The sequence below is a fragment of the Alsobacter sp. SYSU BS001988 genome, from assembly GCF_054796215.1.
Window position 1 is genome coordinate 494,535 of the sequence record NZ_JBTAMK010000003.1, and the last position, 14,631, is coordinate 509,165.

At 69.8% G+C, this 14,631-nt stretch carries 15 protein-coding genes; 11 read left to right on the top strand and 4 right to left on the bottom strand.

Going from position 1 to position 14,631, the window contains the following annotated elements:
* The first annotated feature begins 97 nt into the window (after nucleotides 1–97).
* Nucleotides 98–619, top strand: a complete 522-nt coding sequence (locus ACYVO7_RS09400) for a CreA family protein (protein ID WP_460449556.1) — start codon at nucleotides 98–100, stop codon at nucleotides 617–619.
* Between the two features lie 64 nt (nucleotides 620–683).
* Here the strand turns inward: ACYVO7_RS09400 and ACYVO7_RS09405 are convergent, their stop codons facing one another.
* A complete protein-coding gene (locus tag ACYVO7_RS09405) occupies nucleotides 684–1,010 on the bottom strand; it encodes a hypothetical protein (RefSeq protein ID WP_460449557.1) in 327 nt (108 codons plus the stop codon).
* A 433-nt stretch (nucleotides 1,011–1,443) separates the two neighbouring features.
* On the opposite strand from ACYVO7_RS09405, the gene cysS reads away from it, so the two are divergent.
* Together cysS and cimA are read left to right on the top strand one after the other, a co-directional pair.
* Entirely contained in the window at nucleotides 1,444–2,925 is a 1,482-nt protein-coding gene (cysS, locus tag ACYVO7_RS09410) for a cysteine--tRNA ligase (RefSeq protein ID WP_460449558.1), read from the top strand.
* Between the two features lie 293 nt (nucleotides 2,926–3,218).
* On the top strand, nucleotides 3,219–4,814 hold the full coding sequence (gene cimA / locus ACYVO7_RS09415; RefSeq protein WP_460449559.1) for a citramalate synthase: 1,596 nt from the start codon (nucleotides 3,219–3,221) through the stop codon (nucleotides 4,812–4,814).
* A 92-nt stretch (nucleotides 4,815–4,906) separates the two neighbouring features.
* Here the strand turns inward: cimA and ACYVO7_RS09420 are convergent, their stop codons facing one another.
* Nucleotides 4,907–5,320, bottom strand: coding sequence for a hypothetical protein (locus ACYVO7_RS09420; RefSeq protein WP_460449560.1), 414 nt, complete (start codon nucleotides 5,318–5,320; stop codon nucleotides 4,907–4,909).
* A gap of 243 nt (nucleotides 5,321–5,563) precedes the next feature.
* Here ACYVO7_RS09420 and ACYVO7_RS09425 point away from each other — a divergent pair, with 243 nt between their 5' ends.
* Nucleotides 5,564–5,851, top strand: a complete 288-nt coding sequence (locus ACYVO7_RS09425) for a hypothetical protein (RefSeq protein WP_460449561.1) — start codon at nucleotides 5,564–5,566, stop codon at nucleotides 5,849–5,851.
* 147 nt (nucleotides 5,852–5,998) lie between these two features.
* Here the strand turns inward: ACYVO7_RS09425 and ACYVO7_RS09430 are convergent, their stop codons facing one another.
* The gene (locus tag ACYVO7_RS09430; RefSeq protein ID WP_460449562.1) at nucleotides 5,999–6,601 is read right to left on the bottom strand and encodes an LOG family protein; all 603 of its coding nucleotides are present in this window, start codon (nucleotides 6,599–6,601) and stop codon (nucleotides 5,999–6,001) included.
* A 158-nt stretch (nucleotides 6,602–6,759) separates the two neighbouring features.
* Here ACYVO7_RS09430 and ACYVO7_RS09435 point away from each other — a divergent pair, with 158 nt between their 5' ends.
* The 4 genes from ACYVO7_RS09435 to pssA all read left to right on the top strand — a co-directional run bounded on the left by ACYVO7_RS09435 (nucleotide 6,760) and on the right by pssA (nucleotide 11,941).
* Nucleotides 6,760–8,169, top strand: coding sequence for a LysM peptidoglycan-binding domain-containing protein (locus tag ACYVO7_RS09435; RefSeq protein ID WP_460449563.1), 1,410 nt, complete (start codon nucleotides 6,760–6,762; stop codon nucleotides 8,167–8,169).
* A gap of 121 nt (nucleotides 8,170–8,290) precedes the next feature.
* A complete protein-coding gene (locus tag ACYVO7_RS09440) occupies nucleotides 8,291–10,228 on the top strand; it encodes an ABCB family ABC transporter ATP-binding protein/permease (RefSeq protein WP_460449591.1) in 1,938 nt (645 codons plus the stop codon).
* A 96-nt stretch (nucleotides 10,229–10,324) separates the two neighbouring features.
* Nucleotides 10,325–11,023, top strand: coding sequence for a phosphatidylserine decarboxylase (locus ACYVO7_RS09445; RefSeq protein WP_460449564.1), 699 nt, complete (start codon nucleotides 10,325–10,327; stop codon nucleotides 11,021–11,023).
* Nucleotides 11,024–11,089: 66 nt separating this feature from the next.
* Nucleotides 11,090–11,941: a CDP-diacylglycerol--serine O-phosphatidyltransferase gene (gene pssA / locus ACYVO7_RS09450; RefSeq protein ID WP_460449565.1), complete on the top strand. Its 852-nt coding sequence runs from the start codon at nucleotides 11,090–11,092 to the stop codon at nucleotides 11,939–11,941.
* A 15-nt stretch (nucleotides 11,942–11,956) separates the two neighbouring features.
* On the opposite strand, the gene ACYVO7_RS09455 is transcribed toward pssA, so the two are convergent.
* Nucleotides 11,957–12,355 carry a hypothetical protein gene (locus ACYVO7_RS09455; protein ID WP_460449566.1) on the bottom strand — a complete coding sequence of 133 codons (399 nt, stop codon included), beginning with the start codon at nucleotides 12,353–12,355 and terminating at the stop codon, nucleotides 11,957–11,959.
* Between the two features lie 232 nt (nucleotides 12,356–12,587).
* Between ACYVO7_RS09455 and ACYVO7_RS09460 the strand changes: the two genes are divergently transcribed.
* Genes ACYVO7_RS09460 through ACYVO7_RS09470 form a run of 3 tightly spaced genes read left to right on the top strand, consistent with a single transcriptional unit; the run spans nucleotide 12,588 to nucleotide 14,274 of the window.
* The gene (locus ACYVO7_RS09460) at nucleotides 12,588–13,226 is read left to right on the top strand and encodes a Maf-like protein (RefSeq protein WP_460449567.1); all 639 of its coding nucleotides are present in this window, start codon (nucleotides 12,588–12,590) and stop codon (nucleotides 13,224–13,226) included.
* 48 nt (nucleotides 13,227–13,274) lie between these two features.
* A complete protein-coding gene (locus tag ACYVO7_RS09465) occupies nucleotides 13,275–14,081 on the top strand; it encodes an SDR family NAD(P)-dependent oxidoreductase (protein ID WP_460449568.1) in 807 nt (268 codons plus the stop codon).
* Nucleotides 14,074–14,274, top strand: a complete 201-nt coding sequence (locus ACYVO7_RS09470) for a DNA gyrase inhibitor YacG (RefSeq protein ID WP_460449569.1) — start codon at nucleotides 14,074–14,076, stop codon at nucleotides 14,272–14,274. Before ACYVO7_RS09465 ends, ACYVO7_RS09470 begins: the two co-directional genes overlap by 8 nt.
* Nucleotides 14,275–14,631: the final 357 nt, after the last annotated feature.

A 14,631-nucleotide genomic window follows, 5' to 3' on the forward strand; every position in this document is an offset into this window, starting at 1 on the left:
AATGACGCCGAAAGTGTGGATTGGGCGCCTGCCGCCGCCGCGGCCTCTACCGCCGGGCGATCAAGGCCCCATATTCAGGCCGATGGAGGATCCCGGCATGAAGAACAGCGTGACTCGGTGGGCTGCGGCGCTGGCGCTGGCCGCGGCGGTCGGCGCGGGCGCGGCGCAGGCGCAGGAGCCCGACCTGGTCTTCAAGAAGTCCACGGTCTGGAAGATGCTGACCCCCGACGACAAGCTCGCCACCTACGCGCTGGACGACCCGGGCGTCGGCGGCGTCGCGTGCTTCTACACGATCCCCGAGCGGGGCGGCGTCAAGGGCATGCTCGGCGTGGCCGAGGAGCGCTCGGAGGCCTCGCTCGCCTGCCGGCAGGTCGGCCCCGTCGTCTTCAAGGAGAAGTTCGAGCAGGGCAGCGTCGTGTTCCGGCAATCCCGTTCGCTGATCTTCAAGAAGATGCAGATCGTCCGCGGCTGCGACGCCAAGCGCAACACGCTGGTCTATCTCGTCTACACGGACCGCCTGATCGAGGGCTCGCCGCAGAACTCGACCTCGGCGGTGCCGATCATGCCCTGGGGGCCCGGCACGGAGGCGCCCAGATGCGCCGATTGGGTGCAGGGCTGAACCGCAGATCCGTGAATCAAAAAGGGGGCCGAGGCCCCCTTCGTCGTTCCGCGGGCCGGGCGCCTCACTCGGCGCAGGTCACCGAATAGGCCTTGGCGGCGGAGGTCTGGCTCGTGGTCTGCACCGAGGCGGTCATGTCCGCCGGGTCGACGGGCCCGAACTGGGCGGCCTTGCCCAGCCCGTGGGCCTCGCACCAGGCGTTGGCCACGATGCTGCCGCAGGCCGCGCCGGTCGCCAGGCAGTCGGCGACGCCATAACCGTCATTGGCCGGGATCAGGAACGAGCGCTCGCCCTGAGCGGCGGCGGGTTTCGTCGACGACACGCCGATCAGGCCCGAGGCGGCGAGCCCAGCGGCGAGAATGGCGACGGAGAGAGGTCCGCGTAGCGACATGATCAGGGTCCGAGGGGTGCTGTGGGGGAGCGAACTCGATGGGTCGAGAGTGCTCATTCGACGGTATCAATCACGTTAACGGGTCCCCGGTTCCTTGCTGTGCGGCGGCACACAACGGGACGGTTAAGGTCGCTGCGGCAGGGGCGGCGAATAGCTGATCCGGCCGGGAACATTCAAGCGCATCGGCGCTTCTTCTCTCTTCCGCCGCAATTGGCCTGTGCGTCTGTGGCGCGCTTCACACACCCGCCGAAACATCGCCGGCGCGCCCGCCCTTGACTGAGACGCGGCCCGCACGCATGGTGCCGCCATGATGGCCCGCACGTCCGTTATCTCGATCGTGAACATTTGCAGCTAGCGTCACCGCTGGCTGGAGCCGTCTTGGTTTGAAAAACTCGAAGCGGATCCCCAGCCAGTCTGGCGAGGGTGGAACCGCATGTCGCTCAAGCTCTACAACACGCTGACCCGCCGCAAGGAGGAGTTCGTCCCGATCGATCCGGCGAAGGTGCGGATGTATGTCTGCGGCCCGACGGTCTACGACTTCGCCCATATCGGCAACGCCCGCCCGGTCATCGTGTTCGACGTGCTCTACAGGCTGCTGCGCCATGCCTATGGCGCAGACCACGTCGCCTATGTCCGCAACATCACGGACGTCGACGACAAGATCAACGACCGCGCCGCCCGCGACTTCCCCGACCTGCCGCTGAACGAGGCCATCCGCCGGGTCACCGAATCCACCGCCGCGCAGTTCCACGCCGACATCGCGGCGCTGGGCGTTCTGCCCCCCACGGCGGAGCCGCGCGCCACCGAGCACATCGCCGAGATGCGCGAGATCATCGAGCGGCTGGTCCGGGGCGGCTTCGCCTATGTGGCGGAGGGGCACGTGCTGTTCTCGCCCGGCGCCATGAACGCCGCCGACGGCGTGCTGCCCCGCTATGGCGCGCTCGCCAACCGCACGCTCGACGAGATGGAGGCCGGCGCCCGCGTCGACGTCGCGCCCTACAAGCGGGATACGACCGACTTCGTGCTGTGGAAGCCCTCCAGGCCGGGCGAGCCCGGCTGGCCGTCCCCGGCCGGAATCGCGGGCCTCGGCCGCCCCGGCTGGCACATCGAGTGCTCCGCCATGAGCTGGAAGCATCTCGGCGAGACCTTCGACATCCACGGCGGCGGCATCGACCTCGTCTTCCCCCACCACGAGAACGAGGTCGCCCAGTCCACCTGCGCCTTCGGCCACGGGGTGATGGCGAATGTCTGGATGCACAACGGATTCCTGCAGGTCGAAGGCGAGAAGATGTCGAAGAGCCTCGGCAACTTCGTGACCATCAACGAGCTGCTGGAGACGGACAGGTTCGGCGGCCGGCGCTGGCCGGGCGAGGTGCTGCGCCTGGCGATGCTGAAGACGCACTACCGGCAGCCGATTGACTGGACGGTGAAGGCGCTGGAGGAGGCGGAAAGGACGCTGGACAACTTCGTCATCGCACTGCGCGACGCCTTTTACATGAACATCATCGCCGATGATCGAGCGCTGACCGATATCGGTGCGCAACCTCATCCTGATCTGATTGCCGCATTGATGGACGACATGAATACGCCGTTGGCGCTCTCGGTCTTGGCGCGCTTGGCGAAATCGGCGAAGTCGAATGCGGATGATGCTGAATTGTTGGCCCAAAGCATTCCGGTTCTAGGACTGTTCAGAACTCCGCAACGCGATACCAGGGGCGGCCAGATCTCTAACGCCGAGGAGGCTGAAGGACCTGTCGAAACCCTCATCGCCGCCCGCCTCGCCGCCCGCCGCGCCAAGGACTTCGCCGAGTCCGACCGCATCCGCGACGAACTCGCCGCGATGGGAATCCAGCTCAAGGACGGCAAGGACCCCGCCACCGGCGAGCCGGTCACCACCTGGGAGGTGAAGCGGTGACGCCGCCGCGCCATCCCTCCCCTCCAGGGGAGGGGGGACCGCCAAAGGCGGTGGGTGGGGCGGCCGGGCAGGGCGCCAGCCGCCCCCTCCCTAGCCCTCCCCCGCTTCGCGGGAGAGGGGACCCGCTGCGGCCTGCATCCCCAACTCTCTCCCGCGCAGCGGGGGAGATGTCCGCGCAGCGGACAGAGGGGGCGGCCGGGCAGGGCGCCATCCCTCCCATCGGCCGCATCGAGGGGGCCCGCTGCGGCGTTCTCCCACCTCTCAACTGATCTGATTTCAGAAAGACTTTCCGCATGTCCCGCGAACGACTCACGCTTTTCGACACCACCCTGCGGGACGGCGCGCAGACGACCGGCGTCGACTTCTCGCTGGAGGACAAGATCCAGATCGCCGGCATGCTGGACCGGCTCGGCCTCGACTATGTGGAGGGCGGCTATCCGGGCGCGAACCCGCTCGACACCGACTTCTTCAAGGTCAAGCGCACCCACGCGGCCCGCTTCACCGCCTTCGGCATGACCAAGCGGGCAGGGCGCTCCGCCGCCAACGACCCGGGCCTCGCGACCCTGCTCGACGCCGCCGCCGACGCGATCTGCTTCGTCGCCAAGAGCTGGGACTACCACGTGCACGTCGCGCTGGGCTGCACGCTGGAGGAGAATCTGGAGGGCGTGCGCGACAGCATCCGGGCGGCCCGCGAGCGCGGCCGCGAGGCGCTGCTGGATTGCGAGCACTTTTTCGACGGCTACAAGGCCAACCCGGCCTATGCGCTGGCCTGCGTCCGCGCCGCCTATGAGGCCGGGGCGCGCTGGGTCGTGCTCTGCGACACCAATGGGGGCACGCTGCCGCACGAGGTCGAGCGCATCGTTGGCGAGGTCTGCGGCCACGCGCCGGGCGACCATCTCGGGATCCACGCCCATGACGACACCGGCAACGCCGTCGCCAACTCGCTGGCGGCCGTGCGGGCCGGCGCGCGCCAGATCCAGGGCGCGCTCAACGGCCTCGGCGAGCGCTGCGGCAACGCCAACCTGGTCACCCTGATTCCGACGCTGAAGCTCAAGCCCGACTACGCCGACCGGTTCGAGATCGGCGTCGACGACGAGGGCCTTTCGACCCTGACGCAGGCGTCCCGCGCGCTGGACGAGCTCCTCAACCGCGCGCCCAACCGCCACGCGCCCTATGTGGGCGCCTCGGCCTTCGCCACCAAGGCGGGCATCCACGCCTCCGCCGTGATGAAGGACCCGCGCACCTATGAGCATGTGCCCCCGGAATCGGTCGGCAACCAGCGCGTCCTCCTGGTCTCCACCCAGGCCGGCCGCTCCAACGTGCTGGCCGAGCTGGAGCGCCTGGGCATCGAGGTGCGCCGGGACGACCCGCGGGTCGCCCGCCTGCTGGACGAGGTCAAGGAGCGCGAGGCGATGGGCTACGCCTATGAGGGCGCCGACGCCTCCTTCTTCCTGCTCGCCAAGCGGGTGCTGGGCGAGGCGCCGGAATTCTTCTCCGTCGAGCGCTTCAAGGTCAGCGTCGAGCGCCGCTACAACGCCGCCGGCGACCTCGTCACCTTCTCGGAAGCCACCGTGAAGGTGAGGGTGGGGGGCGAGACGCTGATCTCCGCCGCCGAGGGCAACGGCCCCGTCAACGCGCTCGACGTCGCCCTGCGCAAGGACCTGGGCAAGTACCAGAGCCTCATCGCCGATCTCGAACTGGTGGACTACAAGGTCCGCATCTTCCAGGGCGGATCGGACGCCGTCACCCGCGTGCTCATCGAGAGCGGCGACCGCCACGGCGAGCGCTGGACCACGGTGGGCGTCTCCGCCAACATCATCGACGCGTCGTTCCAGGCGCTCACCGACAGCATCACCTACCGGCTGATGAAGTGCGGGGCGCAGGTCTAGAACATGCTGCGAAAAGGTGAAAACCGGCTTTTCGCGCCAAAGCATGCGACCATGCTCTAGCTCCCAAGCCCTTCCGCGGCGGGCGGCGCGGACTACTCCACCAGCGTCAGCTTCGGATCGACGCACAGGTCCATGCTCGCGCCCGAGATCTCCGTCTGGTCCTCATAGGAGCCCATGACGTCGAAGGCGCATTCGCCCTTCTTGGCCGGCACCGTCACGACGATGCTCTTGCCCGGGGCGAGCGGCTTCTTGAGGAGGTTGCGGCCGCCGCTGTCGGCGCCCGGCGCGACGAAGCCGATGCTGGTGACGGCCATCTCGCGCTTGTTCGTGATCGTGACCTTGATGGGCTTGCCGGCTTTTGCGGCGGGCTTGGCCGGCGCCGCCTGGGCGATCCCGGCGGCCGGGCCTAGCCCGGGCAGGCCGGCGAAGAGAGCCGCCATGGCGGCCAGGGCGATCATTCGCCCGCAAGGCTGACGAAGGCCGGCGTCGTATCGGCGAGACTGCATCATCGGCTCCTCCCTGCCGGACGAAACCGTCCGGGCGCGCATGCGTCCGGGTTCCCGGATCCTTGCCCCGGGCGAGAGCTTCCGCAATTCCGGAATCGACGTCAAGCCGCGGTCGAGCCCAAGCTTCGTCGTGGCGGCAAGCCTCTGGCTGAAGCTGTCGTCCCGCCCGCAATTGGAACAAATGCCAAGCCGGGGCGTTCAAATGGCACGACAGGTAAGTGGTATGAGGTCAAGGAGGACAAGATGACCTACGATCCTAACGACGTCAACCGCCCGATCACGGACGATGCCATTCGCACTGGCGTGGATGCGCCTGGAACATACAGCCGTCCCCCGAGCAATACTGGCGTCATCGGCGCCATTATCGGAGTGCTCGCGGTCGTGGCCGTCGTGTTCTTCGTCTGGCGCGGTTATGAAGGCAACGAGATGAACCACGCGACGACGAGCGCGCCGACCAGCACGACCTCGCCGGCTCCGGCCCCCGCGACGCCGGCTCCGACCCCGGCCCCGGCGGCCCCGAAGGCGCCATAAAGAGCGAAGCCTCATAGGGCTTCATGGAGGTCCAGGGCGAGTTCGCATCCGCCTCGAGGACGACCAAGACGGCTGGCCGAAAGGCCGGCCGTTCTTGTTGTGGGGCGCCTGACCGGCGCGGGCCCCGGCCCGCGGCTCCGCGGCGGGCTAGAACCGCTCGGACACCAGCTCCTCGGCCGCCTCGTCGGGCCGCGCCTTGGCGGCCGCGGCGCGCAGCATCGGGATGATGTCGCGCACCCGTTCGGCGACGAGGTAGTTCACCTCGAACCCGCTGCGCACGAAGCCCTGCTCGCGCATGTGCTCGATCAGCGTCAGGAAGGGCCGCCAGAAGCCGGCCACGTTGGCCACCAGGATGGGCTTGCGGTGGCGTCCCAGCTGCGACCACGTCATCTGCTCGACGAGCTCCTCCAGCGTTCCCACCCCGCCGGGCAGGGCCACGAAGGCGTCGGCCTTGTCGAACATCATCTGCTTGCGCGTATGCATGTCCGGGACGACGATGAGTTCCTGCGCGTCCGCCAGCATCAGCTCGCGCGCCTTCAGGAATTCCGGGATGACGCCCGTCACGTGGCCGCCATGGTCGAGGACGGCCCGGGCGACGCCGCCCATCAGGCCGACATCGCCGCCGCCATAGACGAGCGACAGGCCGGCCTGCGCCATGGCCACGCCGAGCTCTTCCGCCGCCTGGGCGAAGGCGGGGTCGTTGCCGGATCCGGAGCCGCAGTAAACGCAAATCGATCGAAGTTCAGTCATGACTTTATGTTGCATCGCACCGTCGGGAGGTCAACGCGGCCGCGGGCCGTCGGCGGCCGATTGCGGGCCGCGGCTTGCGGCCCCATCTCCACGCTAGGCGCTGGGTCACGGAATTTGCTAAGACTTTGGAGGCAGGGCGTACGAGTAGGGCGAACATCATGGTGGGCTGGATCAAGATCGCGGCGTTGCTCGGGGGTTTCGCCTTCCTGGGCGGGCTGATCGCCGTGTTCGGCCTGCCGTCCAACCTGGCTCGCAACGCGCCGCCCGCCTCAGGCGTTCCGGCCGCCGCGCCGTCCTCCGCAGGAGGCTCCTCCGCAGGAGGCTCCTCCGCAGGAGGCACGATGGTGACGGTCCCTCCCGTCGCGTCCACGGCTCCGGCCGGCCAGACCCCGGCCGCACAGCCCTCCGCCGGCCAGCAGGTCGCCGCCGCTCCCGCCGGCGCCGTCCCGGCGTCGGGGCCCGCGGCGTCGCTCGCCGCGCCGGCCCCCCCGTCCGATTCCGCCGTCCCGAGTTTCGACATCGTCCGGGTGGAGCCCGCCGGCGACGCGGTGATCGCCGGGCGCGGCGTCCCCGGGGCCGTCGTCGAGTTGCTGCGCAACGGCCAGGTGCATGACCGCGCCCAGGTCGACGCCAGCGGCCACTTCGCCATGGTGCCGCCGCGGCTGCCGCCGGGCGCGCAGGACCTGACGCTCGCCGTCACCACGCCGGGCGGCAAGCGCGAGCTGTCGACGCAGAGCGTCACCGTCTCGGTCCCCGACAAGCCGACCGGCGAGGTCATCGTCGCGCTCGCCTCGCCGGACAAGCCGACCCAGATCCTGTCGCGGACGCCGCCGGCCTCGCCGGCGCCCAACGCCCCGCCGGGCGCGCTCGCGCCGGGGCAGGCCGCCTCGGCCGGCGGGACCGCGGCCGCCCCGTCCGGCGGCCCGCGCTCGCGCGTGCTGCTCTCCACCGTCGAGGCGGACGAGACCGGCAAGTTCTTCGCCACCGGCCAGGCCGCGCCCGGCGCCTTGGTGCGCCTCTATCTGAACGACACCTTCCTGGCGACCGCCAAGGCCGCCCCGGACGGCAAATGGTCCTTCACCATCGCGCGCGGCCTCGAGCACGGGGCCTACCGGGTCCGCGTGGACGACGTCGACGCCGCCGCCGACGGCAAGGTGCTGTCGCGCGCCGAGGCGCCGTTCGACTACACCGCCCGCGTGGCGTCGCTGGCCAATTCCGGCGCCTCCGCGGCCATCACGCCGGCGCCCGTCCCGGCGCAGGCCTCAGACGCCTCACGGCCGGGCGACGCCGCCAGGCCCGGCCCGGCCAGCCGGCCGGGCGAGCCGGCGAAACCCGGCGAGACCGGCGGCCATCAGGTCGCCTCGGCCGACGGCGCCAATGTGGTCGTGCCGGAGATCCGCACCACGCTTGTGGCGCGCGGCGACAGCCTGTGGCGGATCAGCAAGAAGACCTATGGCAGCGGCCTGCGCTACACGGTGATCTACGACGCCAACCAGCAGCAGATCCGCGACGCCGACCTCATCTATCCCGGCCAGATGTTCGTCATTCCGGGGCAGAAGCAGCCCTGACGCCCTTCGTGGGGCTCTCGCGAGCGACGCCCGCCCAAATGATGGGCGGTCAAGGGGTGCGCTGCGGCGCGCAGGGGCCTATATAGCGCGTGACCCTGATTGGACTCGTCGCATGAACGTCATGACGCCCCCGCCCGCGCCCAAGGGCGCGGCTCCCGCGCCGCGTCGGCCGATTCCGGGCGGCTCCTCGCGCATTTCGGCCGACAAGGGGTCGCTGGGCTCGACGATCCGCGGCCTGTGGCCCTATCTCTGGCCCTCCGACCGGGCCGACCTGCGCCGCCGCATCCTGTGGGCGACGGCGCTGCTCTTCATCGCCAAGCTGGTCACCGTCGGGGTGCCGTTCACCTTCAAATGGGTGACCGACGCGCTCGTGCCGCCCGGGCCCAACGGGCCGCCGACCAGCATCCCGATCGAGGCGCTGGTCGCCGCCCCCATCGCGCTGGTGCTGATCTACGGCGTCGCCCGCACCCTCATGGCGCTGCTGACGCAGTGGCGGGACGCGCTCTTCGCCACCGTGTCCATGCACGCCGTCCGGCGCCTCGCCTTCGAGGTGTTCGAGCACATGCACCAGCTGTCGCTGCGCTTCCATCTGGAGCGCAAGACCGGCGGCCTGACCCGCGTGCTGGAGCGGGGCCGCAACGGCATCGAGACCATCGTCCGGATGGTGATGCTCACCGGCTTCCCCACCGTAGTGGAGTTCGCCCTCATCCTGGGCGTGCTGGTCTACCAGTTCGACTGGCGCTACGCGGCCGTCACCGTGGCGATGATCGCGGCCTATATGTGGTACACCACGAAGGCCACCGAGTGGCGCATCGCCATCCGTCGCACGATGAACGAGAGCGACACGGACGCGAACACCAAGGCCGTCGACAGCCTCCTCAACTACGAGACGGTGAAGTATTTCGGCTCCGAGGAGCGCGAGGCGGCCCGCTACGACAAGTCGATGGAGCGCTACGAGCGGGCCAGCGTGAAGGCCTATGTGTCGCTCGCCATCCTCAACGCCGGCCAGGCGACGATCTTCACCATCGGGCTCACGGTCTGCATGGCCATGGTCGTGTCCGGCATCCGCGAGGGCCGCCACACGGTGGGCGACCTCGTGATGATCAACGCCATGCTGATCCAGCTCTACCAGCCGCTGAACTTCATGGGCATGGTCTATCGCGAGATCAAGCAGGCGGTCGCCGACATCGAGCAGCTGTTCGAGATCCTGTCGCGCGAGCCCGAGATCGCCGACAAGCCCGGCGCTCCGCAGCTCGCCGTCACCTCCGGGGCGGTGCGGTTCGAGAACGTCCAGTTCGCCTATGTGCCGGAGCGCCCGATCCTGCGCGGCGTCTCCTTCGAGGTGCCGGCGGGCAAGACCGTGGCGATCGTCGGTCCCTCGGGCGCCGGCAAGTCCACCATCTCGCGCCTTCTGTTCCGGTTCTACGAGCCCCAGTCCGGCCGCATCCTGATCGACGGGCAGGACATCGCCGACGTCAACCAGAAGAGCCTGCGGGCCGCCATCGGCATGGTCCCGCAGGACACCGTGCTGTTCAACGACACCATCGGCTACAATGTCCGCTACGGCCGCTGGGAGGCCAGCGAGGAGGACGTCCACAAGGCGGCCGCCCTGGCCCAGATCGACGGCTTCATCCGCTCCCTGCCGGAAGGCTACGACACCAGCGTCGGCGAGCGCGGCCTCAAGCTGTCGGGCGGCGAGAAGCAGCGCGTCGCCATCGCGCGCACCATCCTGAAGGCGCCGCCCATCCTGGTGCTGGACGAGGCCACCTCGGCCCTCGACAGCTTCACCGAAAAGGACATCCAGGACGCCCTGGAGCGCATCTCGCGCGGCCGCACCACGCTGGTGATCGCGCACCGGCTCTCCACCGTGATCAACGCCGACGAGATCATCGTGCTGGACAAGGGCGTCATCGCCGAGCGCGGCTCCCACACCGAGCTCCTCGACCGCGACGGCCTCTACGCCGCCCTGTGGAACCGCCAGCGCGAGGCCGACGAGGCCCGCGAGACGCTGGAGCGCACCCGCGCCGCCGAGGGGCTGGTCGAGAAGACTCCGGTCTGAGCCGCGCCGCCCCGGCCGCCCCGGCCGCGGCCGGGCGGCTTGACCTGCCGGGCCGGCCCGTGACAACTGCCCGCCTGATCAAGGGAAGCTGAACGCATGTCGATCGTGAAGTCCATCCGCCGGCAGGCGACGCCCATCCATCGGGAGGGCTGGCCCTTCATCGCCGGCTTCGCCGTGCTGGCGCTGATCCTGGGCTGGCTGTGGGGCCCGCTGGGCTGGATCGGCTGGATCCTCACCGCCTGGTGCGCCTATTTCTTCCGCGATCCCGCCCGCACGGTGCCGGTGCGCGAGGGGCTGGTGGTGTCGCCGGCCGACGGCCGTGTCTCCCAGATCCTGGCCTGCGTGCCGCCGGCGGAGCTCGGCCTGTCCGAGACGCCGCTGGTCCGCATCTCGATCTTCATGAACGTGTTCGACTGCCACGTGAACCGCATGCCGGTGTCGGGCCGCATCTCCACCATGGTGTATCGCCCGGGCCTGTTCCTGAACGCCGAGCTGCACAAGGCCAGCGACGACAACGAGCGCAGCGGCATGGTCATCGAGAGCCTGTCCGGCCGCTACGGCGTCGTGCAGATCGCCGGCCTCGTCGCTCGGCGCATCGTGCCCTTCGTCAAGGAGGGCGCCACGCTGGGCGTGGGCGAGCGCTTCGGCCTGATCCGCTTCGGCTCGCGCGTCGACGTCTACCTGCCGGAGGGCGTGCGCCCGCTGGTCGGCGAGGGCCAGAAGGCGATCGCCGGCGAGACCGTGCTGGCCGACGCCAGGGCCGCGGATCCGGCCCGCGGTTTCGCGCTGATCTGAACCGCGCCGCATTCGTGTTTGGCCGATTGTGCTCTAAGCTGCGCGCCGCATGAGCGAACCCGCCCGATGACCGACCTCTTCCCGCCCTACGAGCCTGGCGACGAACCGCGCCGGCGGCGCTTCAAGCCCGTGCCGCTGCGCGTGCTGCTGCCCAACCTGGTGACGCTCCTGTCGCTGTGCGCGGGCCTCACCGCCATGCGCCTCGCCATCGAGGGCGACGACAAGCTCGACCGCGCCGTCATCGCCATCCTGATCGCGGCGGTGCTCGACGGTCTCGACGGCCGGCTCGCGCGCCTGCTGAAGGGCACCTCGCGCTTCGGGGCCGAGCTCGATTCGCTGGCCGACTTCGTCAGCTTCGGCGTGGCGCCGGCCATCATCCTCTACACCTACAGCCTGCACGTGCTGCCCTCGCTGGGCTGGCTGGTGACGCTCGCCTTCGCGATGGCCTGCGCGCTGCGCCTGGCGCGCTTCAACGTGGCCATCGACGACCCGATGCGGCCGGACTGGCAGAAGAACTTCTTCGTCGGCATCCCGGCGCCCGCGGGCGCGCTGGCCGGCCTGCTGCCGGTCTACATCCACCTCGTCGGCATCGAACGGCCGGCCGGATTCGTGGTGCTGGAGGCCGTCTACGCCCTCTTCATCGCGCTCATGATGGTGAGCCGCATCCCGACCTATGCGGGCAAGACGCTGGGCAGCCGCGTCCCGCGCGAATGGGCGATCCCGCTGCTGCTCGCGGTGGCGCTGTTCATCACGCTGCTGGTGATCCACACCTTCGCGCTGCTGCTCGTGCTGACGGTGATCTATCTCGGCCTGATCCCGCTGGGCGTGCGCAAGTACCGGGTGCGCGAGCGCCTCGACAACCGCTCGCCGCCGATGACGCAGGAGCCGGCGAGCGCGCCGGCGCCGGGAGAGTCCTAGGCCGAACAGCGCGCCTCAGCGGGTCGGCTTGACCAGCCGCTTGGCGTTGGCGCGGGCCCGCCGGCTCATCGGCGCGGTCGCGGCCGTGGCGATGTCGGCGAAGCCGTGGGCGAAATCGGCCGGCTCGCGCACGCCGCCGAAGAAGGCCCCGGCCCAGAAGGTCGCGAAGGCGACCTGGGCGGCCACGAAGCCCTCGATCGAGGCCTCCACCTTCTCGGCCACCATGCGGTGGGTTTCGGCCTGGGCCTTGGCGTCCTGCGGGCCGAGCAGGATGGGCGCGCGCGCCGCGATGGTGATGGCCGATGCGAAGGACGTCTCGGCCGCCATCATGGACAGTTCGGCGGCGCGGAAGTTCAGGCGATGCATGGCGTACTCCGGCTTGCAGCCCGGGACGGCCCGGGCTCCTTCGTCCACGCGCATTCGTCGAAACGGTTCGCGACTGAACCATTTCTAGTCTCTAGATTGATTCAAGTCGATAGCCGCCGCGAATCACGGCCCTGCCGATCTCCGCGCCATCGTCTCACACCGGCGCGCGCCGCGCCGCCCGCAATGCGCCTGCCGAGGCGCTGTTCACAACCTGCGGGCTTTCCAGTACGGTCCGCGCCGCAAATCGGCCGCGCGAGCGGCGCTGAGACCGGAGAGTTCCTTGGCCGCAGAGCCGAAAGACTGGCGACCGAAGCTCATCCTCGCCTCGGCGTCCCCGCGGCGTCTGGCGCTGCTGCAGCAGGTCGGGATCGAGCCCGACGCCCTCCTGCCGAGCGATCTCGACGAATCGCCGCTCAAGGGCGAGCGCCCGAAGGCGCTGGCGCGCCGACTCGCCCGGGAGAAGGCCGAGCGGGCGCTGGGCGTGCTGCGCACCCGCGACGAACTGAAGGGCGGCTTCATCGTCGCCGCCGACACCGTGGTGGCGCGCGGCAGCCGCATCCTGCCCAAGCCCGAGCATGTCGACGAGGCGGCGCAGTGCCTGCGCCTGTTGTCGGGCCGCGGCCACCGGGTCTATACCGGGCTGTGCGTGGTGACGCCCAAGGAGGGCTTCCGCGAGCGGGTCGTGGAGACCAGGGTCGCCTTCAAGCACCTGTCGCGCTCCGACATCGAGGCCTATCTGGCCTCCGGCGAGTGGCGCGGCAAGGCCGGCGGCTACGCCGTCCAGGGCCGGGCGGCGGCCTTCGTCACCAAGCTGGTCGGCTCCTATTCGTCCGTGGTGGGGCTGCCCCTCTACGAGGCCATGGCGCTGCTCGGCGGAGAGGGGTATCCCATCCACATGTCGTGGCTGAACAGCCTGTAGTCGTCCGCCGGAACCCGGCCGGGCGCCGGGCGGGCGAGGGGAGGCAGCATGGTCGATCGTCTTAGCGGCAAGGTCGCGCTGGTCGTGGGGGCCGGGTCCATCGGTCCTGGCTGGGGCAACGGCAAGGCCACGGCCGTCACCTTCGCGCGCGAAGGCGCGCGCGTGGTCTGCGCGGACCTCAACCTCGCCGCCGCCGAGGAGACCGCCGAGATCATCCGGGACGAGGGCGGCGACGCCATCGCCCTCCGGGCGGACGTCACCCGCCTCGCCGAGATCGACGAGATGGTGGAGGCGACCCTGGCCGCCTATGGCCGCATCGACGTGCTGGACAACAATGTCGGCGTCGCGGTCGTGGGCGGGGTCGTCGAGATCGGCGAGGACGAGTGGGACCGCGTCCTCGACGTGAACCTGAAGAGCGCCTTCCTTACCATGAAGCGCGTGATCCCGGTCATGGAGCGCCAGGGCGGGGGCTCCATCGTCAACATCTCGTCGGTGGCGTCGATCCGCTGGACAGGCATCCCCTACGCCACCTATTACGCTTCGAAAGCGGCCCTGAACCACCTGACCAAGACCACCGCCGTGCAATATGCGGCGCAGAAGATCCGCGTGAACGCCGTGCTGCCCGGGCTGATGAAGACGCCCATGGTGGCCGCCTCCGCCGGCCTCGCCGCCACCTATGCGGCGGGCGACGTGGAGGAGATGTGGCGCAAGCGCGACGCGCAGGTGCCGATGGGCCATATGGGAGAAGGCTGGGACGTCGCCAACGCGGCCCTGTTCCTGGCCAGCGACGAGTCCCGCTACGTCACCGGGCTGGAGCTCATCGTCGACGGTGGATTGACCCTGAAATATGCCTGACGACGCCCCTCTGCCCGCCAACGACCCCGCACCGCAGACCACGGGCGTCTGCCCCATGTGCGGCAAGCCCACGCAGCTGAAATACCGCCCCTTCTGCTCCAAGCGCTGCGCCGACGTCGACCTCTCGCGCTGGCTCAACGGCGTCTACGCCGTCCCGGTCCAGCCCGCCGACGAGGAAGACGAGGACAGCTGACCGCCGCCCTTCTCAACGGTTCAGCCGCATCCACCCCCTCATCCTGAGGAGCCATGCGCAGCATGGCGTCTCGAAGGACGAGGAGGTTTGCGTAAACCCACCCCCGTCATCCCCGGCGCGCCGCAGGCGCGGGAAGGGGATCCAGAGCGGCCGGGCGAAGGGCGCCCCTCGCCAACCCTCCTGGATCCCCTTCCCGGCGCTGCGCGCCGCCGGGGATGACGCTTGACAGGCAGAAAAAATTCCTATATCCCTGTCCATGCTCTGGTCCACGGAGGGGCGTCTGCAGCGTGAGGACGTGGACCAGGGGCGGCGGCCGTCGAAGGCCGGGCTCACCACCCGGTTCGAGGCGGCGGACGG